General features: G+C 62.7%; 23 protein-coding genes, 1 tRNA gene and 3 pseudogenes. 13 read left to right on the forward strand and 14 right to left on the reverse strand.

All coding sequences use genetic code 11. From position 1 onward, the window contains the following. Position 1: 1 nt before the first annotated feature. The 7 genes from CAF53_RS10285 to rpsM form a co-directional block, all read right to left on the reverse strand. Positions 2 to 601, reverse strand: coding sequence for an OB-fold-containig protein (locus CAF53_RS10285; RefSeq protein WP_046761727.1), 600 nt, complete (start codon positions 599 to 601; stop codon positions 2 to 4). A 91-nt stretch (positions 602 to 692) separates the two neighbouring features. Then, complete coding sequence (locus CAF53_RS10290; RefSeq protein WP_100238007.1) at positions 693 to 1,232, reverse strand: hypothetical protein; 540 nt, start codon at positions 1,230 to 1,232, stop codon at positions 693 to 695. Positions 1,233 to 1,298: 66 nt separating this feature from the next. Then, positions 1,299 to 3,476 (reverse strand): prolyl oligopeptidase family serine peptidase, encoded by a 2,178-nt coding sequence (locus CAF53_RS10295; RefSeq protein ID WP_100238008.1) that lies wholly within the window; start codon positions 3,474 to 3,476, stop codon positions 1,299 to 1,301. Positions 3,477 to 3,586: 110 nt separating this feature from the next. Next, positions 3,587 to 4,012: a 50S ribosomal protein L17 gene (gene rplQ / locus CAF53_RS10300; RefSeq protein WP_100238009.1), complete on the reverse strand. Its 426-nt coding sequence runs from the start codon at positions 4,010 to 4,012 to the stop codon at positions 3,587 to 3,589. Between the two features lie 142 nt (positions 4,013 to 4,154). Then, positions 4,155 to 5,219 (reverse strand): DNA-directed RNA polymerase subunit alpha, encoded by a 1,065-nt coding sequence (locus tag CAF53_RS10305; RefSeq protein ID WP_046761723.1) that lies wholly within the window; start codon positions 5,217 to 5,219, stop codon positions 4,155 to 4,157. A gap of 123 nt (positions 5,220 to 5,342) precedes the next feature. Beyond that, entirely contained in the window at positions 5,343 to 5,732 is a 390-nt protein-coding gene (gene rpsK / locus CAF53_RS10310; RefSeq protein ID WP_004208752.1) for a 30S ribosomal protein S11, read from the reverse strand. A gap of 101 nt (positions 5,733 to 5,833) precedes the next feature. Next, the gene (rpsM, locus tag CAF53_RS10315) at positions 5,834 to 6,202 is read right to left on the reverse strand and encodes a 30S ribosomal protein S13 (protein WP_046761722.1); all 369 of its coding nucleotides are present in this window, start codon (positions 6,200 to 6,202) and stop codon (positions 5,834 to 5,836) included. A gap of 323 nt (positions 6,203 to 6,525) precedes the next feature. Between rpsM and CAF53_RS10320 the strand changes: the two genes are divergently transcribed. After that, positions 6,526 to 7,065, forward strand: coding sequence for a hypothetical protein (locus tag CAF53_RS10320; protein ID WP_100238010.1), 540 nt, complete (start codon positions 6,526 to 6,528; stop codon positions 7,063 to 7,065). 586 nt (positions 7,066 to 7,651) lie between these two features. Here the strand turns inward: CAF53_RS10320 and CAF53_RS10325 are convergent. After that, positions 7,652 to 9,163: an acetyl-CoA hydrolase/transferase family protein gene (locus tag CAF53_RS10325; protein ID WP_100238761.1), complete on the reverse strand. Its 1,512-nt coding sequence runs from the start codon at positions 9,161 to 9,163 to the stop codon at positions 7,652 to 7,654. A 114-nt stretch (positions 9,164 to 9,277) separates the two neighbouring features. On the opposite strand from CAF53_RS10325, the gene CAF53_RS10330 reads away from it, so the two are divergent. Next, positions 9,278 to 10,171 (forward strand): LysR family transcriptional regulator, encoded by an 894-nt coding sequence (locus CAF53_RS10330; protein WP_100238011.1) that lies wholly within the window; start codon positions 9,278 to 9,280, stop codon positions 10,169 to 10,171. Here CAF53_RS10330 and CAF53_RS10335 read toward each other — a convergent pair. The 3 genes from CAF53_RS10335 to CAF53_RS10345 all read right to left on the reverse strand — a co-directional run bounded on the left by CAF53_RS10335 (position 10,168) and on the right by CAF53_RS10345 (position 11,210). Next, positions 10,168 to 10,440, reverse strand: a complete 273-nt coding sequence (locus CAF53_RS10335) for a 3TM-type holin (RefSeq protein WP_046761719.1) — start codon at positions 10,438 to 10,440, stop codon at positions 10,168 to 10,170. The genes CAF53_RS10330 and CAF53_RS10335 overlap by 4 nt on opposite strands. 12 nt (positions 10,441 to 10,452) lie before the next feature. Next, entirely contained in the window at positions 10,453 to 10,992 is a 540-nt protein-coding gene (locus tag CAF53_RS10340) for a glycosyl hydrolase 108 family protein (RefSeq protein ID WP_100238012.1), read from the reverse strand. 141 nt (positions 10,993 to 11,133) lie between these two features. Further along, positions 11,134 to 11,210: transfer RNA gene (locus CAF53_RS10345), tRNA-Pro, on the reverse strand. Positions 11,211 to 11,400: 190 nt separating this feature from the next. Here CAF53_RS10345 and yajC point away from each other — a divergent pair. The 9 genes and pseudogenes from yajC to CAF53_RS28050 all read left to right on the forward strand — a co-directional run. Further along, positions 11,401 to 11,736: a preprotein translocase subunit YajC gene (yajC, locus tag CAF53_RS10350; protein WP_046761717.1), complete on the forward strand. Its 336-nt coding sequence runs from the start codon at positions 11,401 to 11,403 to the stop codon at positions 11,734 to 11,736. An 8-nt stretch (positions 11,737 to 11,744) separates the two neighbouring features. Further along, positions 11,745 to 13,346 (forward strand): protein translocase subunit SecD, encoded by a 1,602-nt coding sequence (gene secD, locus CAF53_RS10355; protein WP_100238013.1) that lies wholly within the window; start codon positions 11,745 to 11,747, stop codon positions 13,344 to 13,346. A gap of 18 nt (positions 13,347 to 13,364) precedes the next feature. Beyond that, complete coding sequence (gene secF / locus CAF53_RS10360) at positions 13,365 to 14,351, forward strand: protein translocase subunit SecF (protein WP_046761715.1); 987 nt, start codon at positions 13,365 to 13,367, stop codon at positions 14,349 to 14,351. A gap of 113 nt (positions 14,352 to 14,464) precedes the next feature. Next, entirely contained in the window at positions 14,465 to 14,749 is a 285-nt protein-coding gene (locus CAF53_RS10365; RefSeq protein WP_084732993.1) for an MTH938/NDUFAF3 family protein, read from the forward strand. Between the two features lie 99 nt (positions 14,750 to 14,848). After that, positions 14,849 to 15,967, forward strand: a complete 1,119-nt coding sequence (locus CAF53_RS10370) for a Ppx/GppA phosphatase family protein (RefSeq protein ID WP_046761714.1) — start codon at positions 14,849 to 14,851, stop codon at positions 15,965 to 15,967. A 10-nt stretch (positions 15,968 to 15,977) separates the two neighbouring features. Next, positions 15,978 to 16,649 carry an RlmE family RNA methyltransferase gene (locus CAF53_RS10375; protein ID WP_100238014.1) on the forward strand — a complete coding sequence of 224 codons (672 nt, stop codon included), beginning with the start codon at positions 15,978 to 15,980 and terminating at the stop codon, positions 16,647 to 16,649. Between the two features lie 116 nt (positions 16,650 to 16,765). Further along, positions 16,766 to 17,404 (forward strand): annotated as a pseudogene (locus CAF53_RS10380) (magnesium chelatase domain-containing protein); the annotation flags it as partial. Positions 17,405 to 17,932: 528 nt separating this feature from the next. Next, positions 17,933 to 18,208, forward strand: a complete 276-nt coding sequence (locus CAF53_RS27055) for a hypothetical protein (RefSeq protein WP_157801248.1) — start codon at positions 17,933 to 17,935, stop codon at positions 18,206 to 18,208. Between the two features lie 241 nt (positions 18,209 to 18,449). After that, positions 18,450 to 19,205 (forward strand): annotated as a pseudogene (locus tag CAF53_RS28050) (response regulator); the annotation flags it as partial. A gap of 741 nt (positions 19,206 to 19,946) precedes the next feature. Here CAF53_RS28050 and CAF53_RS10395 read toward each other — a convergent pair. Continuing rightward, positions 19,947 to 21,041, reverse strand: coding sequence for a recombinase family protein (locus CAF53_RS10395; protein WP_100238017.1), 1,095 nt, complete (start codon positions 21,039 to 21,041; stop codon positions 19,947 to 19,949). On the opposite strand from CAF53_RS10395, the pseudogene CAF53_RS10400 reads away from it, so the two are divergent. Further along, positions 21,023 to 21,490: pseudogene (locus CAF53_RS10400) on the forward strand (ATP-binding protein); the annotation flags it as partial. The gene CAF53_RS10395 and the pseudogene CAF53_RS10400 overlap by 19 nt on opposite strands. Positions 21,491 to 21,545: 55 nt before the next feature. Continuing rightward, positions 21,546 to 22,874, forward strand: coding sequence for a recombinase family protein (locus CAF53_RS10405; RefSeq protein WP_100238018.1), 1,329 nt, complete (start codon positions 21,546 to 21,548; stop codon positions 22,872 to 22,874). Between the two features lie 77 nt (positions 22,875 to 22,951). Here the strand turns inward: CAF53_RS10405 and istB are convergent, their stop codons facing one another. Beyond that, positions 22,952 to 23,734: an IS21-like element helper ATPase IstB gene (istB, locus tag CAF53_RS10410; protein WP_100236963.1), complete on the reverse strand. Its 783-nt coding sequence runs from the start codon at positions 23,732 to 23,734 to the stop codon at positions 22,952 to 22,954. Continuing rightward, positions 23,724 to 25,247: an IS21 family transposase gene (istA, locus tag CAF53_RS10415; RefSeq protein ID WP_100236964.1), complete on the reverse strand. Its 1,524-nt coding sequence runs from the start codon at positions 25,245 to 25,247 to the stop codon at positions 23,724 to 23,726. The genes istB and istA overlap by 11 nt, the downstream gene beginning before the upstream one ends. Between the last annotated feature and the right edge of the window lie 309 nt (positions 25,248 to 25,556).

The following is a 25,556-nucleotide window of genomic DNA, read 5'->3' on the forward strand; positions in this document are numbered from 1 at the left end:
CCTAAAGACGGGGCAGATAATGGTCGCCATGGGAAATGGCGCGGAAGACATGATCCTCGCGGCGGACGAGCAGGATGGTTTCGCCCTCCTCCAGCGTTTGTCCGGCATTGTCGGGTTCGACCATCACATAATGGGCCTGGCCATAGGGATCCTCAACCCTGGCACGGGCGGGGAAACCGCTCTGCGCACGGCCGGTGACGATGCGGGCGAAGCTGCCGACCAGCGCGTCGAGCGGCACGGCGCTGCTTTCATCGCGCGGGAGCAGGGGGCCAAGCCATCGCGCGGCGAGGGCGGTGGCGGGGATGGCGGCGACGGCAGCGGCGGGTGCGGCGATGAAGGGCGAGAGCAGTGCGCCGGTCACATCCAGCGCCAGATGCTGACCGACCAGCCCGATCATGCCGAACAGGGCGAGGAAGATCGCCAGCAGCATCAGCAGCGGAAGGCGCCCGAAGCCGAGCCAGCCGAGCAGGTCGGCTTCCGCATGCAGATCGAGATCGAAATCGCCCGAGACGCCGATGGCCTGCACCGCTCCGATCAGCAGCATCAGCATGATGGCCGAGACGAAAACGATATTCTCGGTCGCGAAAAGGAACGCGGCCACCCCTGACTCCCCTGATTCGCATCAATGCTAAGGCATTGACCGCAAACAGCATAGGGCAAAGCGTGGCCGCTCAGCGGCGAAGCGATGAAGGTCAGCGCGCGGCGCGATCCCCGCGAAAATACACATCCGCGATGCGGCCATTCTGCACCGAGCAGGTGAAGTGCCGACCCTGCCCGTCCTGCGCCCGCCAGCCGGAGCGGACCTCGACATCGCCCTCGACATCATAGCCGTTGCGGGTTTCGCGCGGTTCCTGCACCTGACGCACCTCGGCGTAGCCGCCGTCGCGCTCGGCCTCGTCGCGGGCGGCGAGGGCGCAGCTGGTGATGGCTTCCTCGCTTTCGGCGCTCGGGGCGCCGTTCGCATGGTCCCGCCGGCCATAATCATCATTGCGGGGCGCGGACTCGGCGCTTTGCCGATCCGCTCCCACAACGTCCGAAAAATCATCGTCGGCGCGGGGCGGGAGTGCATGATCGTCCGGTTCGGCCTGCGCTTCATCGGCAGGCGGTTGCGCCAGGTCGTCCTGCTCCTGCTGCGGATAGCCCTGCCGAGGCTGAAGTGCCTGCGCCGATGTCGCACCGGTCAGCAGCGCGAGAGCCAGCAGCGATCCTGTCATCCATCTTGCCTTGTTCATCACGCGCGTCCCTCATCCATATTCCGGTGATGGCTATGCCGGTCCGGCTGTCAGGGGGCTGAACGGCTATCTCGGTTCGTCGCGTATCGGCAGGCCGGTGAAATGCGCGGCGAAGGCATAGCTGTCGGCCACCTCGTCGATCAGCTTGTCGATCGGCTTGCCGGAACCATGGCCCGCCTTGCTGTCGATGCGGATGAGGCGGGGTTTCGAGCCTAGGTCCGCCGCCTGGAGTGCGGCGGCATATTTGAAACTGTGCGCCGGCACCACTCGGTCGTCGGTGTCGCCCGTGGTGACGAGGATCGCCGGATAGTCCTTGCCGGGGAGGATGTTGTGATAAGGCGAATAGGCGTAGAGCAGGCGGAAATCCTGCTCATTGTCCGGTGATCCATAATCGTCGATCCAGTAACGCCCAGCGGTGAAACGGTCGAAGCGCAGCATGTCCATCACCCCGACGGCGGGGAGCGCGGCGGCGAAAAGGTCGGGCCGCTGGTTCACCACCGCGCCGACCAGCAGGCCGCCATTGGACCGGCCCTCGATCGCGAGGCCGTCCTTGGTCGTGTAGCCATTGGCCTTCAGATATTCGCCCGCCGCGATGAAATCGTCGAACACATTCTGCTTGTTGGCGAGGCGGCCTGCGTCGTGCCACGCCTTGCCGAACTCGCCCCCGCCGCGCAAATTGGCGATGGCATAGACGCCGCCCTGCTCCAGCCATGCTATGCGTGTCGCCGAATAGCCGGGCGTCAGTGCGATGTTGAAGCCGCCATAGCCGTAGAGGATGGTGGGAGCAGGGGTTTTGGACAGAGCCAATGCCTTCTTGCGGATCACCGTCATCGGGATCATCGTGCCGTCCTTCGACGGATAGTTGACCTGCTCTATCCCATAATCGTCGGGATTGAAGGGCAGTTCCGGCCGGGCGAACAGCTCGTAGCGCAGCGTGTTCGTGTCGAAGCGGTAGATGCTCGACGGCGTGGTGAAGCCGGAGAAGCTGAAGAAGGTTTCCGGATCGCCGTCGCGCCCGCCGAAGCCCGCCGCCGTTCCCATGCCGGGCAGCGGTACGTCGGCGACCTTGCGTCCTTCCAGGTCAACCAGTTCCGCCACGGTTTCGGCGTCGGACAGATAGGCGAGGATCAACCGGTTCCCCACCAGCGATCCGCCCGCCAGCGTGTCCGGGCGTTCCGCCACCACCTGTGTGCCGCTGCGGCGCGGATAGCGCGCATCGATGCTGACGACGCGCAGATGCGCGGCATATTGGTCGGTGATGAAATAGAGGGTCGATCCCCGGCTGCCGATCAGGCGCCAATCGTTGGTGAGCCCCTTGACCAGCGAGCGGACCTTGACCTTGCCACCGGTCAGTTCCGCGACATGCAGTTCGCGGCGGGGATCGGTGCCCTGGAAACTGCTGATGATCAGCCAACGGCCATCCTGCGTCACTTGCGCGGTGTGGCTGAGCCGGGGCTGGTCGGGCGTCGCGTAGATCAACTGGTCCTGCGCCTGGGGCGTGCCGAGGCGATGATAATAGAGTTGCTGCCCCAGGATGGAGGACTGGGAGCTTGCGCCGTCCCGCGGCGCGGCGAAGCGGGAATAGAAGAAACCCTGGCCTTGCCCGTCCCAGGCAAGCTGGGAGAATTTCACCCATTGCACCACGTCGTCCAGCGGTTTGCCGGTGCCGACGTCCAGCACCTTGAGCGTGCGCCAGTCGCTCCCGGCCTCCTGCACCGCATAGAGCAGGAAACGGCCGTCCGGGGAGGGCGCCCATTCGGCCAGCGCGTCCGATCCGTCCTCCGCCCAGTCGTTGGGATCGATCAGCAGGCGCTTCTGGCCGTTGAGGCCATCGCGCACATAAAGCGGGGTCTGGTTCTGGAGGCCCTTGTTATAGCCGTAGAAATAGCGTCCGCCGGCCTTGCGGGGGATGGTGTATCGGCCGTGCGAGAAGAGCGCCTGCATCCGCGCCTTCAGGGCATCGCGGCCGGGCAGGTCGTCGATATAATGGCGGGTGAGGGCGTTTTCCCGTGCCACCCAGTCGCGTACGGCTGGATCGGTGCGAACGTCATTTTCCAGCCAGCGATAGGGGTCGGTTATTTTGACGCCGAAATGATCCTCGACCAGGTCGAGCCGCCTGGCGGCGGGATAGTGCAGGGTCGACGCTTTTGCGCTCGCAACGATCGCGGCGGCATCCGGCTCGGCGTGCGCGGTCGGCGCGGCGAGCAGCAGCGACGCCAAAGCAAGGCAGCCAAGCGCGCGCATCCTCTTCCCCCTATCCCCATGAAAGCAAAACGAAACAGGCCGTGGCTCCTATCAAGCCACGGCCTGTTCTGAAATCAAATTACCACCTTGATGGAAGTGGTATCAGCGGATCATGCCGTTTCCAGCTCGTCGGCATCGGCGCTCTGGACCGGACCGGAATCCTGACCCTTGGCGTCGACGTCGCGGTCGACCAGCTCGATGATCGCGATCGGCGCCGCGTCCGAAGCGCGGATGCCGGCCTTGATCACGCGGGTGTAGCCGCCATTGCGGTCCTTGTAGCGCTCGGCCAGGACGTCGAACAGCTTGGTGAGCTGCGTGTCGTCCTGAAGGCGGGCATGGGCCAGACGACGGTTGGACAGGCCACCCTTCTTGGCGAGGGTGATCAGCTTTTCGACGTAGGGACGCAGTTCCTTCGCCTTGGGCGTGGTCGTCAGGATCTGCTCATGCTTGATGAGCGAAGCGGCGAGGTTGCGGAGCAGCGAGTTGCGATGCCCGGCGCTGCGCTGAAGCTTACGATGACCAACCTTGTGACGCATATGTCTTTCCTTCCGTTCGTTAAGGGGCCGTTTCAGGTACCCCAGACCAGGCGGCAATTAAGGGCGCCGCCATTTCCCTGCCTGAAAATCAGGCGAAGTTCACACCGTTCCTGGAATGAATCCGGGGACGGTGTGGCAAGGGTCAGCCCAGCAGCTCCTGTTCGAGCTTCTTGGCCATTTCCTCGATATTTTCCGGCGGCCAGCCGGGGATGTCCATGCCCAGGCGCAGACCCATGGACGACAGCACTTCCTTGATTTCGTTCAGCGACTTGCGGCCGAAATTCGGGGTGCGCAGCATCTCGGCCTCGGTCTTCTGGACCAGATCGCCGATATAGATGATGTTGTCGTTCTTGAGGCAGTTGGCGCTGCGGACCGACAGTTCCAGTTCGTCCACCTTCTTGAGCAGGTAGCGGTTGATCTGGTTCGCGTCGCTCTCGCCCTCGCTGGCCGAGCCACCGGCAGCGGCACCGGCAGCCGGAGCGGCGGCGGGCAGCGCGTCCTCGAAGTGGACGAAGAGCTGGAGCTGGTCCTGCAGGATGCGGGCGGCATAGGCCACCGCGTCTTCCGGCGTGACGGTGCCGTCGGTCTCGAGCGTCAGCGACAGCTTGTCATAGTCCAGTTCCTGGCCGACGCGGGTATTGTCGACCTTGTAGGCGACCTGACGGACCGGCGAATAGAGCGCATCGACCGGGATCAGGCCGATCGGGGCGTCGGCCGGACGGTTGGCGACGGCGGGGACATAGCCCTTGCCGACGTCGGCGGTCAGTTCCATGTTCAGCGTGGCGCCCTGGTCGAGGTGGCAGATCACCAGATCGGGGTTCATCACTTCGATGTCGCCCACGGTCATGATGTCGCCGGCCCTCACTTCGGCGGGGCCGGTGGCGGATAGCTGGAGACGGCGCGGACCGTCGCCTTCCATCTTGAGCGCGACCTGCTTGATGTTGAGGACGATGTCCGTCACATCTTCGCGTACGCCGGCGAGCGAGGAAAATTCGTGGAGGACGTTCTCGATCTTGATCGAGGTGACCGCCGCGCCCTGGAGCGAGGACAGAAGAACCCGGCGGAGCGCATTGCCAAGCGTCAGACCGAAGCCGCGCTCCAGAGGTTCGGCGACGAACGTCGCCTTGCGCTTGCCGTCGCCCGTGACCTTGATCTCAAGGCTGTTGGGCTTCTTCAATTCCTGCCAGTTCTTCATGTTGACAGTCATGTATTTCCCCTGGGGATGAGGCCGAAACGCTTAAGATCCTGAACCCAACAGGACGTTCCGGCCGATGCAGATGGGTAAGCGGGCGACGCGTCCGCCGCCCGCCATTACCGTGGCGGCCGGTGATTAGACGCGGCGGCGCTTGGAAGGACGCACGCCGTTGTGCGGGATCGGCGTCACGTCGCGGATCGAGGTGATGTGGAAGCCGACGGCCTGCAACGCGCGCAGGGCCGATTCACGGCCCGAACCGGGGCCCTTCACTTCGACTTCCAGGGTGCGCACGCCATGTTCGGCAGCCTTGCGGCCGGCGTCTTCGGCGCAGACCTGCGCGGCGTACGGGGTCGACTTGCGGCTGCCCTTGAAGCCCATCATGCCGGCCGAGGACCAGCTGATCGCGTTGCCCTGGGCGTCGGTGATGGTCACCATGGTGTTGTTGAAGCTGGCGTTGACGTGCGCGACGCCGGCCGAGATGTTCTTGCGTTCGCGGCGCTTGATGCGCTGGGGTTCGCGTGCCATTTTTGCTCTATCCTACTGAAACTTGTGGTGCTGGAAGCGTCTTCCCTGGGGAGAGCTGCCTCCGGCGGAGAAGAAAACGAAATAGTCCCCCGGACTATTTCTTATTTCTTCTTGCCAGCGATCGGCTTCGCCTTGCCCTTGCGGGTCCGCGCATTGGTGTGCGTGCGCTGGCCGCGGACCGGCAGGCCCTTGCGGTGACGCAGGCCGCGATAGCAGGCCAGATCCATCAGGCGCTTGATGTTCATCGCGGTTTCGCGACGCAGATCGCCTTCGACGGTGTGATCGGCGTCGATGGCTTCGCGGATCTGCAGGACTTCGGCGTCCGACAGCTCCTGAACGCGGCGGCTGTGGTCGATGCCCAGCTTGTCGGCGATGTCGACGGCGGTCTTGCGGCCGATGCCGTGAATGTAGGTGAGCGCGATGATCACGCGCTTGTTGGTCGGGATGTTGACACCCGCAATACGTGCCATGGTATTCTGTACTCCTGCTCCACGGGGCGGTTGGCGCCGCTCCATCTCAAAGCGTCAGGGCTGAAAATCCTTGCATAAGGATTCGCAGCCGATTCGATAGACCCCAAGACGCAAAAAAGACGGCCAGTGCCGTTGCACCGCCGCTCGCCAGCGAATTGGGAAGGGGTGCCCTTACCGATTCGACTTTGAACTGTCAATGATGGGGCGGCGCAAAAGCGGTGAAATCCGGCGCTTCTTCGGGCCCGCCCATTCGGCCGGGGCGGACCGGTCGTCCCACCCTTTTCGGGTTGATGCCATCCCTTGCCATGAGGCATGGAGGCGGGATGCGTTTCATTCTGCCCCCTGCCGTGCCGGCTACCGCTTTCCTCCTGCTGGCTGCCTGCGTCGGCGCGCCCGAGCGGCACGCGCCTTCACCGACGCCCGCGCCAAGGCCCGCCCCGGCACCGCAACCCGCGCCGCCGCCGCCCGCGCCGGCCGAGTGGCAGGACCGCGACACCACGGCCGGCGATTGGCGCTATCAGGTCGATGGCGCCGGATCGGTCGCCCTGTTCGGCGCCGATGCGCAAAGCAGCCTGTTCGTCATCCGCTGCGACAAGGCGACGCGACGCATCAGCCTTTTGCGCCCCGGCATCGCCCAGCCGGCGATGACGCTGCGGACAAGCTATGGCGCGGTGAGTTGGCCCGCCAGCGCGGCCGCCGGGACGGTCCCTGCGACGCAGGCGATCCGCGCCGCCAACGACGCGGCGCTCGATCAAATCGCCTATAGCCGGGGCCGTTTCGCGGTCGAGGTGCAGGGTCTGCCCACGCTCATCCTGCCCGCCTGGGCGGAGGTCGGCCGCGTTGTCGAGGATTGTCGCGCCTAAGTCTTTGATTTCAGTTGATTTCCGTGATTTTCGAAGCAAATCGCCTGCGAAACGCGGACGTAGAAGTATGATTCGAAAAAAGAATTTTACAAGCCTTGAACATGCGGCCCGTCTGATTCACATATCATCTCATAGACGGCGAAGGACCAGTACCGGGAACGGCTATAGGGGCTTCAACTAGCGAAAGGAGGTGATCCGATGTCTCATGGTTCAGCAATGGGGTCGGTCAAGTCCATTCGGGGAACGCGCCGCTGAGCGACGCCTTTAGCGTCGGTTTTCCAGAATTCGGGGACTGTCGACTGCGATTTCGCGGGCGAAGCTTCGCATCCGGAAAATAGCGCGATCAACGTTTCCCTTGGGCGGCGCTTCCGGCCGCTGACCATGTCAATGATGGGCCGTTGGGCATTTTCGCCCAACGGCCCCTCTCATTTTCAGCGCGATGAGGAAGGAATGGCGGGTCTGCGCGTGCGCTCGCAGACCCGCCGGGCATGATGCTGGCGTCGATGGGACGATCAATCCGGCCGGGGTGGGGATGCAGGCCTGTCTGGATTGAGCGTCGATCGGGCCGCTGCTCTGGGTTTTGCTCCTAGAGGCGCATCGTGCCCGTATCGATATAACGCTGGTGCCAGGCCAGTGCCTCGCCCGGCAGCATCGGCGATTGCAGCCCGTAGGAGCCAGTCATGGCCCGTGCGAAATAGTCCTTCAGCATCGGGCGGAAGTCGGGATGCGCGCATTTCTCCATGATCAGTTCGGCCCGCTGCCGGGGCGCCAGCCCGCGCAGGTCGGCGAGGCCCTGCTCGGTCACGATCACCTGCACATCCTGGTTGATATGATCGACATGGCTGCAATGCGGCACGATGGCCGAGATCGCGCCGCCCTTGGCGGTCGACGGCGTCATGAAGATCGACAGGAAGGCGTTGCGCGCGAAATCGCCCGAGCCGCCGATGCCGTTCTGGATGCGGGACCCCATCAGATGCGTGGAATTGACATTGCCGTAGATGTCCGCCTCGATCAGGCCGTTCATCGAGACGCAGCCCAGCCGCCGCACCAGTTCGGGGTGGTTGCTGATCTCCTGCGGGCGCAGGATGATCTTTTCGCGATAACGGCCCATGTCCGCGTTCAGCCGGGCTGCGGCTTCAGGGCTGAGCGATAGCGACGTCGCACTGGCAACGCGCAGCTTGCCGGTGTCGAGCAGGTCCAGCATGCCGTCCTGGATCACTTCGGTAAAGGCGACCATATTCTCGAACGGCGCGTCGATCAGGCCGGTCAGCACCGCATTGGCGATATTGCCGACCCCCGATTGCAAGGGCAGCAGCGAAGCGGGCAGGCGGCCCTTCCCCACTTCATGGTTCAGGAACTCCAGCAGGTGCCCGGCGATGGACCGCGCCTTGTCGTCGGGCGGGGTGAAGGGGGCGTTGCGGTCCGGGGCGTCCGTCTCGACGACTGCGATCACCTTTTCGGGATCGCAGCGGAAGGTCGGCTGGCCGATCCGCTGGTCGGCGCGCACCAGCGGGATCGGTTGGCGATGCGGTGGCAGCGCCGTACCGTAATAAATGTCGTGCATCCCTTCGAGCGCGGGGTTCTGCCAGCGATTGACCTCCAGGATCACGCCCTTTGCCCGGTCGATCCAGGTCTTGTTGTTGCCGACCGAAGCGGACGGGATCAGTTCGCCATCGGCGGTGATCCCCGTCACCTCGATGACCGCAATATCCAGATCGCCCAGGAAACCCTGCCAGGCCATCGGCGCGACCTGGCTCAGATGCATGTCGAAATATTGCATCTGGCCCTTGTTGATCCGCTCGCGGGCGATGGGATCGCTATTGTAGGGCAGGCGGAATTCCACCCCGTCGGCCTGCGCCAGCGCGCCGTCCAGTTCCGGCCCGGTGGACGCCCCGGTCCACACCTTGACCCGGAAAGGATCGCCCGCCGCATGGGCGGCGGTCATCCGCGCGGCAAGCGCCAGCGGCACGGTCTTCGGATAGCCGGACCCGGTAAAGCCGCTCATTCCGACGGCCATGCCGTGTTCGATAAGGGCAGCAGCTTCCTCGGCCGTCCGGCATTTGGCGGCCAGCCCGGCATGGGCGATACGATTGGACATGGGCATCCTCTTCTCCTCGGACCCGGCGTCGCCGGACGATGCGATCGCTTCTGGCTTTTCGGGCCGCCAGACAATAAGGATTCGCCGCACAATATTTGTGCGGGAACCGTTCAGATGACAGATCTTCTGATCGCCATGCGGACATTTGTGCGACTTTGCGAGAGACCCAATTTCTCCCGCGTGGCCGCAGAAATGCATGCCAGTCATACCACGATCGCGCGCCGTCTGGACCAGGTGGAGGCACATTTCGGCGCGACGCTGTTTCACCGCACCACGCGCAGGCTGATCGCGACGCCGGATGCCGACCGTCTGCTGGTCCACGCCCGTTCGATGCTGGACGCGCTGGACGTGGCGGAACAGGATTTCGGTCCCGTGCGCAATCAACCGAGCGGGCTGGTGCGGATCGGGTTCACCACTGCGCTCGGCCTCTATTATGTCGAGCGCCTGGGCGAACTGACCGCCCTCCATCCGGCGCTCCAGCTCGATTGCGCCATGACCGACTGGCAGCGCGACGTGGTGGAGGACCGGCTCGACCTCGCCCTGCGCGTTGGCCCGGTAAGCGACGACAGCCTGGTGATTCACCCGCTGGGATTGCTGGCGCGCTTGCTGGTGGCGCATCCGGCCTATCTTGAGCGCCACGGCACGGCCACCTGCGCCGAAGACCTCTTGCACCATCAATGCATCGCCTATGCCTATGGCGATGTGCCCGCCCGCTGGACCATAGATGGGCGGGAGAGGGTGGTCGGCGGCACATTCCGCAGCGATAGCAGCGAAGCGGTCCATCGCGCCGCGCTCAGCGGCCTCGGCATTGCGTTGCTCCCTGCAATCCGGGTCAGGGACGATATCGAAGCGGGGCGCCTGGTCCCTGTCCTTCCCGACAGCGTCATCGCCCCGCTCGACATTTTGGCGGTGCACCCTTCGCACAAGCGGCTGCCCCCGCGTGCGCGGGTGGTGCTCGATTTTCTCAAGGCGAATTTCCCTGGCGACCGACAGGGCGGCGCTGCCTAACGCTCAACTCCCCTGGCCTTGCCCCAGGCGCGGGCCGCCGTATATCCCAGATAGCCTGTGCCGAAGAGGGCGTAGAGCGGCTCCGGCAAGGCGTTGAAATAGGCGTGCATCGCGCGGATGATCGCGGCCGCCATGGCCGGCCGTACGCCGCCGATCAACCCCAGCGGGACCGACCAGAGCAGCAATCCGTACATCATATAGAGAAAGGCCGGGCGCGCCCGCAGCGTCCACCGGTCCTCCGTGATTCGCCTTCGCCGTACAGACGTCATGCCTCTTGTCTCCTAACGGATCCTGTTTGCCAGCCAGCCATAGAGGAAGGCCTCGTTGGCCGGCCGGCTTTCCGCGAGCGCGAGATAGCGTTCCCCCTGAAGGGCTTCGAGCGCCTTGAGCAGCACCCTTTCGCCTGCCCGTCCGCGCACCTGCATGAACGCGCCCAGCGCGGCGAGGGTTTTACCGCCCACTGCCTGATCGACCTTCAGATCGGCATAATCCCGCGCATTGCGGTTGAGCGCGTTCAGGGCCCGCTGGAGGAAGCCGCCGGCCGTCGCCGGACCCATATTCACGGCCGTATCGAAAAGTTCCTCGGCGATCCTCGGGGCCAGCTCCGCGACAAAGGCATAGCCGGGCCTTTCCCAATAAAGCCGCCGGTAGATCGCCTCCGCCACGCTGCGGGGCAAGGCGCGCATGTCGCCCATGAACCCGTTCGCCCGTGCCACCGCCTGGGTAATGCCGAAATGGGTGGGGCCGCCGCGATCCGCTGGATGGTTGCTATAGCCACCCTCGCGCGCGATCACTTCGTCGATCAGAGCCGAAATATCCATGAAACTGCCCTCCTGTCGCAGAAAGGCGGATTATTTATCCCATTTGGTTCGTTGTAGGACAGCGGAAAAGCGCTGCGCGGCACGAACGGCGAAATGGATCATGGCGGGAGGATTGCAAGGCGTCTGGCGCCTTGATCGATTTGGTCGGGACGAGAGGATTCGAACCTCCGACCCCCACACCCCCAGTGTGATGCGCTACCAGGCTGCGCTACGTCCCGACCGGAGCGGCGCAATTAGAAGCAGTTTGGAGAATATGCAAGCCATTCGATGCAGGCTTTTCGCGCTTTCGTCGGAAACCCTAATCATGTTGCCTCGGCGGCCTCATCTGTGTTAGCCGCGCGCCCTTGATCTGTGGGCGTTTATCCTGCGCCCGCGACTGGACAAGACAATAAGGCGAAAGTCCCAACCATGTTCATTTCCACAGCCTTTGCCCAGACTGCGGGCGGGGAATCGTCCGGCGCCTCCATGCTGGTGCAAATGGCCCCGCTGGTCCTCATCTTCGTCGTCTTCTATTTCCTGCTGATCCGTCCGCAGCAGAAGAAGATGAAGGAACATAAGGCCAAGATCGACGCCGTGAAGAAGGGCGATCAGGTCGTGACCGGCGGCGGTCTGGTCGGCAAGGTCGCCCGCGTCGACGAATTCTACGTCGATGTCGAACTGGCGCCGAACATGAAGGTCAAGGCGGTGAAGTCCACCCTGACCGACGTGATCGATCCCGCCACCGCCAAGCCCGCGAACGACTGAGCGGCCCCATGCTGAACTTCCCTCGCTGGGCGGTCGCCGGAATCCTGCTGCCGCTGCTGATCGGCATCTTCTGCGCCGTGCCGAGCTTCCTGCCGGATTCGGTGGTCGGGCATCTGCCCAAATTCATGCAGACTCGCGTGAATCTGGGGCTCGACCTGTCGGGCGGCAGCCATTTGCTGCTGGAAGCGTCCACCCAGGATGTCGCCAAGCAGCGGCTCGCCAATATGGAGGAGCAGGTCCGCACGGAACTGCGCCGGGGCGACACCAAGATCGCGATCGGTGACATTTCCAGCCGCGACGGGAAGCTGAGCTTCATGGTCCGCAATCCGTCGGAGGTCGATGCCGCGGTCGAGCGCATCCGGCCGCTGACGCAGGGCGCGGGCCTGACCGGCCAGCGCGACTTCAATGTCGAGGTGGTGAACAGTTCCACCATCACCATCACGCCGACCCAGGCGGGGATCGACAATGCGGTGAAGAGCGCGATGGAAGTCGCGACCGAAGTCATCCGCAAGCGCATCGACGAAATGGGCACGCGCGAACCGACCATCCAGCAGCAGGGCGGCAACCGCATCGTCGTGCAGGTGCCGGGCCTTCAGAATCCCAAGGCGCTCAAGGACCTGCTGGGGCAGACCGCCAAGCTGGAATTCAAGCTGGTCGATGTCAATGCCAACCCCGCCGAGGTCGCGCAGGGCCGCGCGCCGGTGGGCAGCGAAGTGCTGCCCTATCCCGGCAATCCCGCCGGGCCCCCGGTGATCGCCGTCTACCGGCAGGTCATGGTGTCGGGCGAAGACCTGACCGACGCACAGCAGGGTTATGACCAGCGCGGTAACACGCCGATCGTCAACATCCGCTTCAACGGCGCGGGCGGCCGCAAATTCGGCCAGGTGACGTCGCAGAATGTCAACCGGCCCTTCGCCATCATCCTCGACGGGAAGGTGCTTTCCGCGCCGAACATCAATGAACCGATTTTGGGCGGCAGCGCGCAGATCAGCGGCAATTTCACGGTAGAAAGCGCCAACCAGCTCGCCATCGCGTTGCGTTCGGGCAAGCTGCCCGTCGCGCTGACGGTTGTGGAGGAGCGTACGGTCGGGCCGCAATTGGGTGCCGACTCGATCAAGGCCGGCCTTACCGCCTCGATCATCGCCGTGGTGGCTGTCGCCGCCTTCATGTTCGTCAGCTACGGCCGTTTCGGCATGTATGCCAATCTGGCCGTCGCCATCAACGTGTTGGTGATCCTGGGCGTGATGGGCATTTTGGGCGCGACGCTGACCCTGCCGGGCATTGCCGGTTTCGTGCTGACCATCGGTACGGCGGTCGATGCCAACGTCCTCATCTACGAGCGCATCCGCGAGGAACGCCGCCGTGGCCGGAATGTGGTCCAGTCGATCGAACATGGCTATAAGGAAGCCAGCCGCACCATTTTCGAAGCGAATGTGACGCACGCCATCGCCGGCGGCATCATGCTCGCCCTGGGGTCCGGCCCGGTGAAGGGCTTCGCGATCGTGCTGCTGATCGGCATCGCGACCAGCGTGTTCACCGCCGTCACCTTCACGCGCTGGCTGGTGTCGCTCTGGGTTCGGGCCAAGCGTCCGACCGAGATCCACATCTGACGGGGCGGGAGAGAGAATATGAAACTGCTGAAACTCGTCCCCGACAACACCAATATCGGCTTTGTGAAGCTGCGCCACTGGGCCTTTGCCCTGACGGCGCTGCTGACCGTGCTGGCGGTCGGCGCGACCTTCTACAAGGGCCTCAACATGGGCGTCGATTTCGTCGGCGGCCTGATGATCGAGGCGAAGTTCCAACAGCCCCCGCATCTGGAGAAGGTGCGCGGCGTAGTGGACCGCCTCGGCGTGGGCGACGGTTCGCTCCAGCAATTCGGCGATCCCAAGACGGTGCAGATCCGCCTGCCGCTGCCCGAGCAGGGCGGTGCGGGCGCGGCCAACGCCATCGTTGAAAAGGCGCGCAAGGCGATGACGGCGGAATTCCCCGGTGTCACCTTCTCCCGCTACGACACGGTATCGGGCAAGGTGTCGGGCGAATTGATCCAGAACGGCGTGCTGGCGGTGATGCTGGCGGTGGTCGGTATCGCGATCTTCTCCTGGTTCCGCTACGAATGGCAGTTCGGCATCTCGACCTTCGTCGCGATCATGCACGACGTGCTGATGACTTTGGGCTTCTTCGCCATCACCCAGCTGGAATTCGACCTCAACATCGTCGCCGCCGTGCTGACCATCGTGGGCTATTCGATCAACGACAAGATGGTGATCGACGACCGCATCCGCGAAAATATGCGCAAATACCGCAAGATGGACATGAAGGCGCTGATCGACCTGTCGGTCAACGAAACGCTGCCACGTACCGTCATGACGTCGGTGACGGTGCTGTTGGCGCTGGGTGCGCTGCTGCTGCTGGGTGGTCATGTGCTGCGCGGCTTCACCGCGGCCATGATGCTGGGCATCGTCGTCGGCACCTATTCGTCGGTCTATGTGTCGTCGTCGCTGCTGATCACGCTCGGCCTCTCGCCCATGGGATCGGAGAAAAGGGCGAGCAAGCCCAACATCGCTGCCCAGGCCGAACGCATGGGACCGCGCGACGATGGAGCGCGGCCCTGAACGGGAAGAGATCGGGGATTGAACTGCGTCGCGATGCGGCGGGGCAGGGGCCGATCGTCACCGGTTTTCAGGGGCGCGGCTTCCGGGTCAGGGACGACGTCTTTCCCGATGGCCTGCTGCTTTCGCCGGTCCGGGCTCTGGCCTGGGCGAATGCACCGGCCATCGACGCCCTGACCGTCGCCGATCTGGGCGACCTGTTCGACCTTGAGATCCAGCCCGAATTCCTGCTGGTCGGGACTGGCGCCGGCCTGCGCCAGCCGCCGCGTCCCTTCGTCCGCGAGCTGGAAGGCCGCGGCATCGGTGTCGAGGCGATGGACAGCCGTGCCGCCGCCCGCGCCTGGGGTGTGCTGCGTGCCGAGGAGCGGTGGATCGTCGCGGCGTTGTTGCCCCTTTCATAAGGGGATTCGCCCCGCCTTGCGCTTTCTTTTCCCTTTGCCTACTCTTGGGGCAAGTTCCGGCGCCTTTCGGCGCTGGCGAAGAAGAAAAGAGATACGGCCATGGTGCAGCACAGCCGCCCATCGCCGCAGAGTTCCGGCCCGGCCGGCGGAATTTCGGGCAAAGGGGTCCGTTCCGGTCAGGGCAATGGGAGCAAGGCTGCGGCCCTCACTCCCCCGTCGCAATCGCGGGGCCTTTTGCCTCATCCGCTGCGCGGGCGCCGCTCCTATGCGGCCATCGACCTTGGCACGAACAATTGCCGCCTGCTGATCGCCAAACCTTCGGCCGACGGCTTCATCGTCGTCGATGCCTTTTCGCGAATCGTTCGTCTGGGGGAGGGCCTCTCGGCGTCCGGCAGGATCAGCGACGAAGCCATCGAGCGCGCGATTGCGGCCTTGTCGGTCTGCGCCGACAAGCTGCGCCGCCGTCATGTCACGCTGGCCCGGTCGGTCGCGACGGAGGCTTGCCGCCGTGCATCCAACGGGGCCGAGTTCATTCAGCGCGTGTACCGGGAAACCGGCATCGCCCTCGACATCATCAGCGCGCAGGAAGAGGCGCGGCTGGCGGTGCTGGGATGCCATGCGCTGCTGGAACCGGGCGATGGCCCTGCGCTGATCTTCGACATCGGCGGCGGGTCGACCGAACTGGTCCTGGTCAATTCCCGTCAAGAAGGTATGCCGCATATCGTCGATTGGGTGAGCGCGCCCTGGGGTGTCGTTTCGCTGACCGAGAGCGAGCCGTTCGACCATGCCGATCCCACCGACCGGCTGGCGGCCTATGGCCGGATGCGCGCGCGTGTCGCGGACGCTTTTTCGCCCCTTGCCCGTCGCCTGCCCTCTCCACAGGCCGATATTCGCCTGCTGGGAACGTCGGGAACGGTGACGACGCTGGCCAGCCTGCATCTCGACCTGCCGCGCTACGACCGGCAGGCGATCGACGGGCTGATCGTGCCCTCGACATCGATGCGGGCCATTTCGGCGCGGCTTTCCTCCATGGCCCTGGCGGAGCGGCAGAAGCTGCCCTGCATCGGGACGGAGCGGGCCGATCTGGTCGTGGCGGGTTGCGCCATATTGGAATCGATCCTCGACATCTGGCCTGCCCAGCGTCTGGGTGTGGCGGATCGCGGTATTCGCGAAGGCATATTGCGCGGCCTGATGGATCGCGATGGAGTGAAGATGTGAGGGATAGGCTGTGAGAGGCACTGGCGCCGGCAAGGTGCGGGTCAAGACGGCGAAGGGGCGGACGGCCCAGTCCACCCGCTGGCTCGAGAGGCAGTTGAACGATCCCTATGTCCGCCGCGCCAAGGCGGAAGGGTGGCGCAGCCGCGCCGCCTTCAAGCTGATAGAGCTGGACGAGAAATTCCATTTCGTGAAGGGATCGCGCGCGGTGGTCGACCTGGGCGTGGCGCCCGGCGGCTGGGCGCAGGTGGTGCGCAAACTCTGCCCCAAGGCGAAGGTGGTGGGCATCGACCTGCTGCCGACCGATCCGATTCCAGGGGTCACCCTGTTCCAGATGGATTTCATGGACGACAAGGCGCCCGCCCTGCTGGCCGAGGCGTTGGGCGATGCGCCCGATCTGGTGATTTCGGACATGGCGGCGAACACGGTCGGCCATGCGGCGACGGACCATCTGCGTACCATGGGGCTGGTCGAGGCGGCGGCGATGTTCGCGGTCGAAAATCTGCGCAAGGGCGGCACCTTCGTCGCCAAGGTGTTCGCGGGCGGCACCGACGCCGATCTGCTCGCCATCCTCAAGAAGCATTTCACGACCATCAAACATGCCAAGCCGCCCGCCAGCCGCAAGGGCAGCGTCGAATGGTATGTCGTGGCGCAAGGGTTCAAGGGGCGGCCGGGACAAGGCTGAACCTTCATGAAGCTAAGCTATTGAATCCACCCCCTGTTCCTGCGAAGGCAGGAGCGGGAAGCCTGCCTTCTGGAACCGGGTTTCCAGACGTCGGGCGCGGCAGGGGGGATCATCATTTGGTTTCGACGGTATCGACGGTCGCCTATCTCGGGCTGGAGGCCCGGGGTGTAGAGGTCCAATGCCAGCTGGTCCCCGGACTTCCCAATTTCATTGTCGTCGGCCTGCCCGACAAGGCGGTCGCCGAAAGCCGCGAACGGGTGCGCAACGCCATCGCCGCGATCGGCCTGTCGCTGCCCCCCAAGCGGATCACCGTGAACCTGTCGCCTGCCGATCTGCCGAAGGAAGGATCGCATTTCGATCTCCCCATCGCTCTCGCCCTGCTGGGCGCGATGGGGGTGATCGATGCCGAAACGCTGTCGGGCTATGTCGTCGTCGGGGAACTGGGGCTGGATGGCCGTATCGCGCCGACGCCGGGCGTGCTGCTTGCGGCGCTTCATGCCGGGGAGCGTGAACTGGGCCTGGTCTGCCCGGTTGCGCAGGGGAGCGAAGCGGCCTGGGCGGGGCAGGTGGAAGTCGTTGCCGCGCCCGACCTGCTTGGCCTGCTCAACCATTTCAAGGGCACCGCCGCCCTCACGCCGCCGCAGCCGGGAGCGGTGGAGCCGCCGCTGCGCGCCGTCGATCTCAAGCAGGTCAAGGGTCAGGAGACGGCCAAGCGGGCGCTGGAGATCGCGGCGGCGGGCGGGCATAATCTCCTCCCAATGGGAACGTAAAGACCCATTCTCCACAGATAATACAAACCAAGAACAGATAATTATTGCATTTCCGGTTTTATCCAGCATGATGTCGCTGCGCGTATGAAGGGGCACAACATCTTGTGCTTCAGCGCGTGGAGTAAAGTGATGAGTAAACCGTTGAAGCCGGGCAGCCCGGCACCCCGTTCGGGTCAGTATCAGCAGATTGGTCCGCGCGGTGGCGCAGGCGCAGAACGGACGGTTGTGCGTGGCGAGCCCCTCCCGCCCACTCCGAAGCCGGGCATGGGCTACCGCTTGGTTGATCCGACCAAGACGCGCTAACGATTCGCTGTCCGACTGGCACGATCCGCGTTCATTCTTTGGACCCTGCGGCAGGCGGTGGATTTCCCCCAGAAGCTGTTACTCCACGTAAAATGCGTTTCTAAGACTTGTCGGAAAGCGGCGGGCGGCTCGAAAGGGTCGCCCGATTTCGTTCACGCGATGATGGAGGCGTAGGTGCTACCCGAGACGAAACTCGACAGGTTCATATACATGGGTGCTGTGCCGCTTTTAGCGGCCATGCTCGGCGGAGTTGCAGGTGCGCTGTTACAGGCCCAGTCTTGCAGCATCGTTGGGGCAAGTGAAATCAAAGCATTACTGGAAAATGCTCAGTTAAACGGCGCGCAAAAGATACAATTCATGAAAGACTATCTAGAGTTGACTGATCGACCTTGGTCGTTGGCGCGATCTGTGGTGACGTTTGTGACCTCCGCCGGGACACTGGCGCTTGGTTTTTTTGCTGCCAGTGGCGGTTTCAGTCGCAGATAGTGCTGACGCATAGTTAAACGGAGCGGAGACGTCGTTAAAAAAAAGCAGGGTAGCGCCCGAGAATGGCCGAAACCATCCGAACGCTACCCCGCAGTCACCCTCTTCCAACCCTCAGGAAAACTTCATTCATCACCCTGCCCCGCTCGGCGCGCTCCAGCGCCTTGCGGTCGCCGCACCTGATGCAGCAGTAGTGTCGCCCGTCCTTCTTCCCGAAGATTGGGCAATCGGGTACGGAGGTGGAATGCCTTCTAAATCTCATCTTTCATCGGCGGTGTCATATGTCCGATACTATGCGAGCGTGTTGCTAGGCAATGAAGCCCATGTTCAGGAATTGATTGAACGTGCCGTTGGAGAGGTTGAAAATCGCCCGCAGTCATACAAGGCCTGGGACGTTAGACAGGCGCTCTTCGTAGCTTTTCATGAGCAACTCGCCACGCGCGAGATGTGCGAGCCCTCAGCAGTCCCGGAGGGGCGGAATGATGCCGCAATTCGGCGCTTGCAGCGAATGGACCTCCTTACCCGGAGCGCGACCCTGTTGCAGGCGTTAGGAGGCTATAAACCAGACGAGATTTCCGTAATTCTAGGAATTGAGGGCAAAGAAGCTGCTCGTCTAGCTGGGGAAGGGTTGGCAGAGCTGAGACTTCAGGAGCCAACGACCGTTGTCATAATTGAAGATCACCCAGTTATTTCGGCACATCTCCACCAGATCGTGACCGACATGGGGCATGAAGTGTCAGCGATTGTGACAACAAGGCATGAGGCGGTCGCAGCAGTCCGCGCTAAGCGTCCCGGCCTCATCCTCGTTGATATTGAACTCGAAGATGGCAGTTCAGGCGTTGACGCCGTGAACGAAATTTTTCTGGAGCGCCAGTATCCTACGATATTCGTGACGGCCTTCCCGGAGCGATTGTTAACAGATAAGCGCCCGCAGCCAACATATCTGGTAACCAAGCCTTTTCGGCCTGCTATTGTGCAGAATGCGATAGCTCAGGCGCTCCTATCTGCTCAGTTTGATGAGCCTGAGGCAGAGGACACCATCGCGAGATTGCCAGTCATTCTACCGCAAGAAATCGATCCCATCGATGGGCCAATCGGCGCTGAAGTTGCGGGGGGCAAGCTGCGCCTTGTCGATGCTACCATCGCTCAGACTAAAGTCAGCCCCGACAGTTTGGATGAGTTGCGACAAGATCATTTAGCGACGGCAATGAGGCTCTGTCGCAACCTAGAGGGTTCAAACGTCGGGCCTGGGTTTAGTGCGCGACTCGAAACAGTCAGGAAAACCCTCAACAAGCCCCTTTCGGCAGAACGTGGTCTCCAACTCGCAATTCAATCGCGCGGCTTGGAAATGATGATGCCGCAGATCACAGAAAGGCTAGACGACGTCACTGCTGCCGACGTTGGAGCGCTCGTGAGCGATCTTGTCGCACTCAGTAGGCAGTTCCCTACGGTGAGGCAGTTCCTTGAAGAGGCGCGCGCCATCGAGGGCGCTGGCGAGAGAGCGCACGATGCAGCAGTTCAGTTAGCCGACGTCATCATCGATCAGCCGCCTAGTTTAGTTGAGCCTGACCTGAAAGAGGCACTGTTAGATTTGAGGACAGCAGCGGCGGACGGGCGAGAGCCGCTTGCGGAACTGGGCCTAATCCGCGCTGTCGGGAATATACTTCGTGCAATTGGTCGGGCTCTCAGTCGCAGGGTTTCAGGCATCAAATCTAGTGCCGCCAAATCCTTTGACGATACCTTAGGAGAGACCTTGGGAAAGGGGCTTGCAGACCAGCTTAGGTCTTCCGCCCTTCCGCCCTTTGTTCACGCGGGTCATCGCGGCTCCGCAGTCTGGGCAGCGGGCGAGGCTGGACAGGACATTGGCGAGCGGAGCCTTTGCCCCTCGACCTCTAACGGCGGTGGTCTCCCCGTCCTTCATCGCGCGGACGGTCAACCAATCGTCTTGGCTGATGACAGCGGGGTAGGCGTTAACGACAGGCTGTTCCAGTACGCGGGTGCGCTTGCCCTCGATATATTCGATGCGGCCGGGGATCAGCGTTCCGATGACGGAAGGGTTGCGGAGCAGCTTGGCGATGGCCGAGCGGTGCCACATCTTCCCGCGCCCAAAGACAGGGACGCCTTCAATGTTGAGCGCCTGGGCTATCTTATGCTCCCCGACACCCTGTAACGTCATGGCGAAGACCCGGCGCACCACCTCGCCCCGCTCGGAAACGATAGACCAGCCCTCAGAGCTCCATCGGAGCCAGCCGGGGGCGCGCTCGGTCAGCTTGTCGGTTTCCCGAGCGGTGATCTTGCGGCGCTTTTCTGCCCACGCGGCACTGACGCGCCGGGCCTTGGTCTTCGACTCCTCATTGGCCCGCATGGCGACCATGAGTGCGATCATGAGGGCAAAAGGCTCCCGCTGGAGGCGCTCAGTCGAGTATTCCTGCCCGTCCCCGAGCGTCACAACCGCTACGCCAGAGCGCACGATTTCCAGCAGCTGGTACTGGGCTTCGTGTGGGTCCATTCGGCTCAATCGGTCGAGGCTCTCTACGATGAGGTAAGAGCCGTCCGGGACCAGCCCCGACTTGCAGGCAGCGATAAAGCGACCCAAGCCCTTGTCAGTCCCAGCATTGCCGCCACGAAACGCGGATACGCCTTCATCGGCGAATGACAGGCGGTCGTCGAGGGTGAGCCCCTTTGACTTAGCCCATCGCGCCGCTGCGTCCGTTTGGCGACGGTAGCTGTCCCCTTGAGCCTGCTCGGGCGTGGAGAAGCGGGTGTAGCTATAAACTCGGGCCTTCGTGACGGCTGCTAGGTCAGCGGCAAACTGAGATTGATCAACGTGAAGCATTACGGGTCTCCGGCGGAGCAAGGTTCTTTCTCCTAAGGTGCGGCCCAATTGCGGGTCTTCACGTCACATACGGGCTGATGGTCGGCCCTCCCGGCGCGGGCAAGTCGCTGATGGCGAGCTGCATGCCGGGGATATTGCCGGAACTGACACCGGCGGAAGCGCTCGAAACGTCGATGGTCGCCAGTGTGGCGGGAACGCTGGAGGGCGGCCGGATCAGCCGGGCGCGGCCCTTCCGCAACCCGCATCACAGCGCGTCGATGGCGGCCTTGGTCGGCGGTGGGCACAAGGCGCGGCCGGGCGAGGTCAGCATGGCGCATCTGGGCGTGCTGTTCCTTGACGAACTGCCCGAATTCCAGCGCATGGTGCTCGATTCGCTGCGCCAGCCGCTGGAGACGGGGGAAGTTACGGTGGCGCGCGCCAATGCGCATGTGACCTTTCCCGCGCGGGTCCATGTTGCGATGCACGTAGACAAAATCCTAACGCTTGCCGCGATAGGACAGCCCAATGGCTCAAACTGCGATCATATACGCCCGTTTTTCTACCACTGAGCAAAGCAAGGGCTACAGCTTAGAACGGCAGAAAACGGCGGGTATTGAGTTCGCTACTGCTCGTGGTTGGACCGTTGAGAAAACAATCACGGACGAAGGTAAGAGTGCCTTTCACGCGAAGAATCGTGCTGAGGGGTCTGCCTTATACGAATTTGAGGTAGAAGCCCGTAACGGCCTCCACCGTGACAAGGCGCTCATAGTCGAAAACATCGACCGCTTGAGCCGTCAGGGAGCGAAGGCCGCAGCACAGCTCATCTGGGCGCTCAATGAGGCAGGCGTTGACGTAGCCACCTTTCACGATGGCTATTGCTACAAGGCTGGCAACAACGGCGATATGATGGAGTTGTTCTCCGTCATCATCAAAGCTCAGTTGGCGTTTGAAGAAAGCGATAAAAAGAGCCGCCGTACGAAGGCGTCTTGGGACAAGCGATTCGAAGCAATTGCGGATGGCAGTCAGAAAAGACCGATCCCGCACACTCCCACATGGATCAACCGCGTTGATGGCGAGTATGTTCTGGACGAACATCGAACGAAGGTGCTGAACGAGATATACGATCTCTATATCAATGGCATGGGCCTCCATCGTATCGTCACGTTGCTCAATGATCGTGATGAACCGGTTTGGAATCAGTTCAAGAACCGAACCAAGAACGGTTGGTTCTACAGCTATGTCTATCGCCTTCTCACCAAGCGAACCGTGTTGGGCGAATACGTCACCAATGATGGACGGACGTTGGCAGCAGACTTCTATCCGCAGGCGATTTCCGCTGAAAAGTTCAACCAAGCGCAAGCCACGCTATCTATGCGGAAGAGCAACCAGAAGCGGTCAAGGAATCAGAACCGCAATCTGCTCACACAGATGGTGTTTTGCGACGAGTGCGGCGGTGGTGCCCATTTCGAGCATACGACCGATACGGTCCAGACCTATAAAAAGGTAAGCGGCGAAGTGGTCAATTACCGTCGCAAAACCTACCGCCGATTGCGGTGTGACCGATCCAGACGGAAACATTCATGCGAAAATCCCACGATCCTCAATTATGACGTGGTTGAGAAAACCGTGCTGGACGAGCTTTTGCCACGCCTCGTGGCTAAGCAGGCTGAAAATCACAAACTTGCGGAACTCCGTGAAAAGCTGGCTGAGCTTGGCAGGCAGAAGGATGCCAGCCAAACCCGTTTGGACAACATTATTGACGCAATAGCGGATGGCGGCAGCAAGGCGCTCGTGGCACGAGCAAATGCCCTTGAGATGGAGGTGGAGAAGCAATCCCAGGCCATTGAGTGTTGATTACCGTTGAGAAGTGACCCGGGATTTCCACCGAGAAGTGACCCGCCTGATATTATGTTTCGGATGTCATTGATGGGTCAAGGTGCAGGTTTCTCCTTTCTGGGTTTGGCCTGGTGGGCCGAGCTGTTTTTGAACCGGAAGCTGTCGTTGCCGGTTTCCAGGATATGGCAGTGATGGGTGAGCCGATCGAGGAGCGCGGTGGTCATCTTGGCGTCACCGAACACGGTGGCCCATTCGCTGAAGCTCAGGTTGGTGGTGATGATGACGCTGGTGCGTTCGTATAATTTGCTCAGCAGGTGGAAGAGCAGTGCGCCGCCTGATGCGCTGAACGGCAGATAGCCTAGCTCGTCGAGGACGACGAGGTCGGAGTGGACGAGCCGGTTGGCGATCTGCCCGGCGCGCCCCTGGGCCTTTTCCTGTTCCAGGGCATTGACCAGCTCGACCGTGGAGAAGAAGCGGACGCGCTTTCGATGATGCTCGATAGCCTGAACACCCAGCGCCGTGGCGACATGGGTTTTGCCGGTGCCCGGTCCGCCGACCAGCACGATATTGTCGGCAACGTCGATGAAGTCGCAGCGGTGCAACTGGCGCACCAGCGCCTCATTCACCTCGCTGCTGGCAAAGTCGAAGCCGGCGAGGTCGCGATAGGCGGGGAACCGCGCGACCTTGAGCTGATAGGCCACAGACCGCACCTCGCGTTCGGCTGTTTCGGCTTTCAGCAACTGGGAGAGGATCGGCACCGCCGCCTCGAAGGCGGGCGATCCCTGCTGCATGAGGTCGGTCACAGCCTGGGCCATGCCGGGCATTTTCAGGCCGCGCAGCATCACGACGAGGGCGCCGGTGGCGGGATCATGACGCATGACGGTTCTCCCGGCGCAGGGCATCGTAGCGTTCGACATTGGCCATCGGCTCACTGACCAGCCTCAACGCCTGTGGCGCCGTCACCGGCGGCGTCGAGAGCGGCTTTCCATCAAGCAGCCGGTGCAGCAGGTTGAGGATGTGCGTCTTGGTCGGAACGCCTGCATCCAGCGCCATGGCGACGGCGGTCAGCACCGCCTGCTCGTCATGATGGAGGACCAGCGCCAGGATCTCGACCATCTCCCTGTCGCCGCCGGGGTTGCGCAGCAGATGCCGTTGCAACCGCTGGAAGGCATCGGGCAGTTCGAGGAACGGCGCGCCGTTGCGCAGGGCGCCGGGCTTGCGTTGAACGACGGCGAGATAATGACGCCAGTCATAGACGGTGTGGCCGGGACCATCATGGGATCGGTCGATGATGCGCTGATGCTCGCATATGACCTGTCCCTCTGCGACGACCAGGAAGCGATCGGGATAAACCCGAAGGCTGACGGGCCGATTGGCGAAGGACGCCGGAACGCTGTAACGGTTGCGTTCCAGGTGGATCAGGCAGGTTGGCGAGACCCGTTTGCCATATTCGACAAAGCCATCGAACGGTCTGCCCACCGGCATCAGGCTTTCCACTTCATCGCCCCAGGCATCGGCGACCGAACCCGGTTCGATCCCGTGCGGGATATCCTGCCACAGCGCCTTGCAGCGCTCCTCCAGCCACAGGTTCAGGGCATCCAGGCTTTCCGCCTGCGGCGTGGGTTGCCATAGCCGATGACGGGCATCCTGGACATTCTTCTCGACCTGGCCCTTTTCCCAGCCCGCTGCCGGATTACAGAACTCGGCCTCGAACAGATAGTGACTGACCATGGTGAGGAAGCGGTTGTTGACGTTGCGCTCCTTGCCGCGCCCGACCTTGTCGATGGCGGTGCGCATATTGTCGTAAATCCCACGGCGCGGAACGCCGCCCAGCACGCGGAATGCGTGATTATGGGCATCGAACAGCATCTCGTGGGTCTGGAGCAAATAGGCCCGCACGAGGAAGGCCCGGCTGTAGCTGAGCTTGAAGTGCGCCACCTGCAGCTTGGTGCGCACGCCGCCGATGATCGCCCAGTCCTCGCTCCAATCGAACTGGAATGCTTCCCCCGGTGCGAAGGACAGCGGCACGAATGTCCCGCGCCCGCTCATCTGTTGCTCACGACGATAATCATCGCGCCAGTCCCGGGCAAAGGCCGCCACCCGATTGTAGGAGCCGTCATAGCCCAGGCTGACCAGATCAGCATGCAGCTGCTTCATCGTCCGCTTCTGCTTGCGGGTCCGACCCATCTCCCGTCTCAGCCAGGCTGACAGCCGCTCCGCGAACGGGTCCAGTTTGCTCGGCCGATCGGGCACCTTGAACCGCGGCTCGATCGTGTCCGAACGTAGATATTTACGGATCGTATTACGTGACAGCCCGGTACGCCGCGCAATCTCGCGGATCGAAAGATGATCGCGGAAATGCCAGCGCCGGATAACGCTCAATAACGCCATGTCCAACACTCCATGACCCCTCGCTCGTCAATGCCAGGGGTGAGTTCAACATGGGTCACTTCTCAGTGGAAATATCGGCCCTTCCCGGGTCACTTCTCAACGGTAATCAACAATCCTGGCCCAGAGGGTGGCGACCCCCTTCTTGCTCTGTTGCGACAATTGCGACCCCGCGTGCGTTTTTTAGTGAAGGGGGCGCTAACAAAAGGAATCGAGTCGCGCGAATCCGCGTCGGCGGAGTCGTGACGAGTCGAAGGATGAACGGGACGAAACGTGGAAGCTGAATTTTGGTTCCGGCCGGTCGCAAAAATT

Origin of the sequence: Sphingobium sp. LB126, assembly GCF_002795205.1 — a bacterium.
GTDB lineage: Bacteria > Pseudomonadota > Alphaproteobacteria > Sphingomonadales > Sphingomonadaceae > Sphingobium > Sphingobium chungbukense.

What these genes read in the sequence shown, in the direction of transcription:
- CAF53_RS10290 (WP_100238007.1), bottom strand. Translation starts at nt 1,232, where the DNA reads ATGAACAAGGCAAGATGGATGACAGGATCGCTGCTGGCTCTCGCGCTG.
- CAF53_RS10295 (WP_100238008.1), bottom strand. Translation starts at nt 3,476, where the DNA reads ATGCGCGCGCTTGGCTGCCTTGCTTTGGCGTCGCTGCTGCTCGCCGCG.
- rplQ (WP_100238009.1), bottom strand. Translation starts at nt 4,012, where the DNA reads ATGCGTCACAAGGTTGGTCATCGTAAGCTTCAGCGCAGCGCCGGGCAT.
- CAF53_RS10305 (WP_046761723.1), bottom strand. Translation starts at nt 5,219, where the DNA reads ATGACTGTCAACATGAAGAACTGGCAGGAATTGAAGAAGCCCAACAGC.
- rpsK (WP_004208752.1), bottom strand. Translation starts at nt 5,732, where the DNA reads ATGGCACGCGAACCCCAGCGCATCAAGCGCCGCGAACGCAAGAACATC.
- rpsM (WP_046761722.1), bottom strand. Translation starts at nt 6,202, where the DNA reads ATGGCACGTATTGCGGGTGTCAACATCCCGACCAACAAGCGCGTGATC.
- CAF53_RS10320 (WP_100238010.1), top strand. Translation starts at nt 6,526, where the DNA reads ATGCGTTTCATTCTGCCCCCTGCCGTGCCGGCTACCGCTTTCCTCCTG.
- CAF53_RS10325 (WP_100238761.1), bottom strand. Translation starts at nt 9,163, where the DNA reads ATGTCCAATCGTATCGCCCATGCCGGGCTGGCCGCCAAATGCCGGACG.
- CAF53_RS10330 (WP_100238011.1), top strand. Translation starts at nt 9,278, where the DNA reads ATGACAGATCTTCTGATCGCCATGCGGACATTTGTGCGACTTTGCGAG.
- CAF53_RS10335 (WP_046761719.1), bottom strand. Translation starts at nt 10,440, where the DNA reads ATGACGTCTGTACGGCGAAGGCGAATCACGGAGGACCGGTGGACGCTG.
- CAF53_RS10340 (WP_100238012.1), bottom strand. Translation starts at nt 10,992, where the DNA reads ATGGATATTTCGGCTCTGATCGACGAAGTGATCGCGCGCGAGGGTGGC.
- yajC (WP_046761717.1), top strand. Translation starts at nt 11,401, where the DNA reads ATGTTCATTTCCACAGCCTTTGCCCAGACTGCGGGCGGGGAATCGTCC.
- secD (WP_100238013.1), top strand. Translation starts at nt 11,745, where the DNA reads ATGCTGAACTTCCCTCGCTGGGCGGTCGCCGGAATCCTGCTGCCGCTG.
- secF (WP_046761715.1), top strand. Translation starts at nt 13,365, where the DNA reads ATGAAACTGCTGAAACTCGTCCCCGACAACACCAATATCGGCTTTGTG.
- CAF53_RS10370 (WP_046761714.1), top strand. Translation starts at nt 14,849, where the DNA reads ATGGTGCAGCACAGCCGCCCATCGCCGCAGAGTTCCGGCCCGGCCGGC.
- CAF53_RS27055 (WP_157801248.1), top strand. Translation starts at nt 17,933, where the DNA reads ATGGGTGCTGTGCCGCTTTTAGCGGCCATGCTCGGCGGAGTTGCAGGT.
- CAF53_RS10395 (WP_100238017.1), bottom strand. Translation starts at nt 21,041, where the DNA reads ATGCTTCACGTTGATCAATCTCAGTTTGCCGCTGACCTAGCAGCCGTC.
- CAF53_RS10405 (WP_100238018.1), top strand. Translation starts at nt 21,546, where the DNA reads ATGGCTCAAACTGCGATCATATACGCCCGTTTTTCTACCACTGAGCAA.
- istB (WP_100236963.1), bottom strand. Translation starts at nt 23,734, where the DNA reads ATGCGTCATGATCCCGCCACCGGCGCCCTCGTCGTGATGCTGCGCGGC.
- istA (WP_100236964.1), bottom strand. Translation starts at nt 25,247, where the DNA reads ATGGCGTTATTGAGCGTTATCCGGCGCTGGCATTTCCGCGATCATCTT.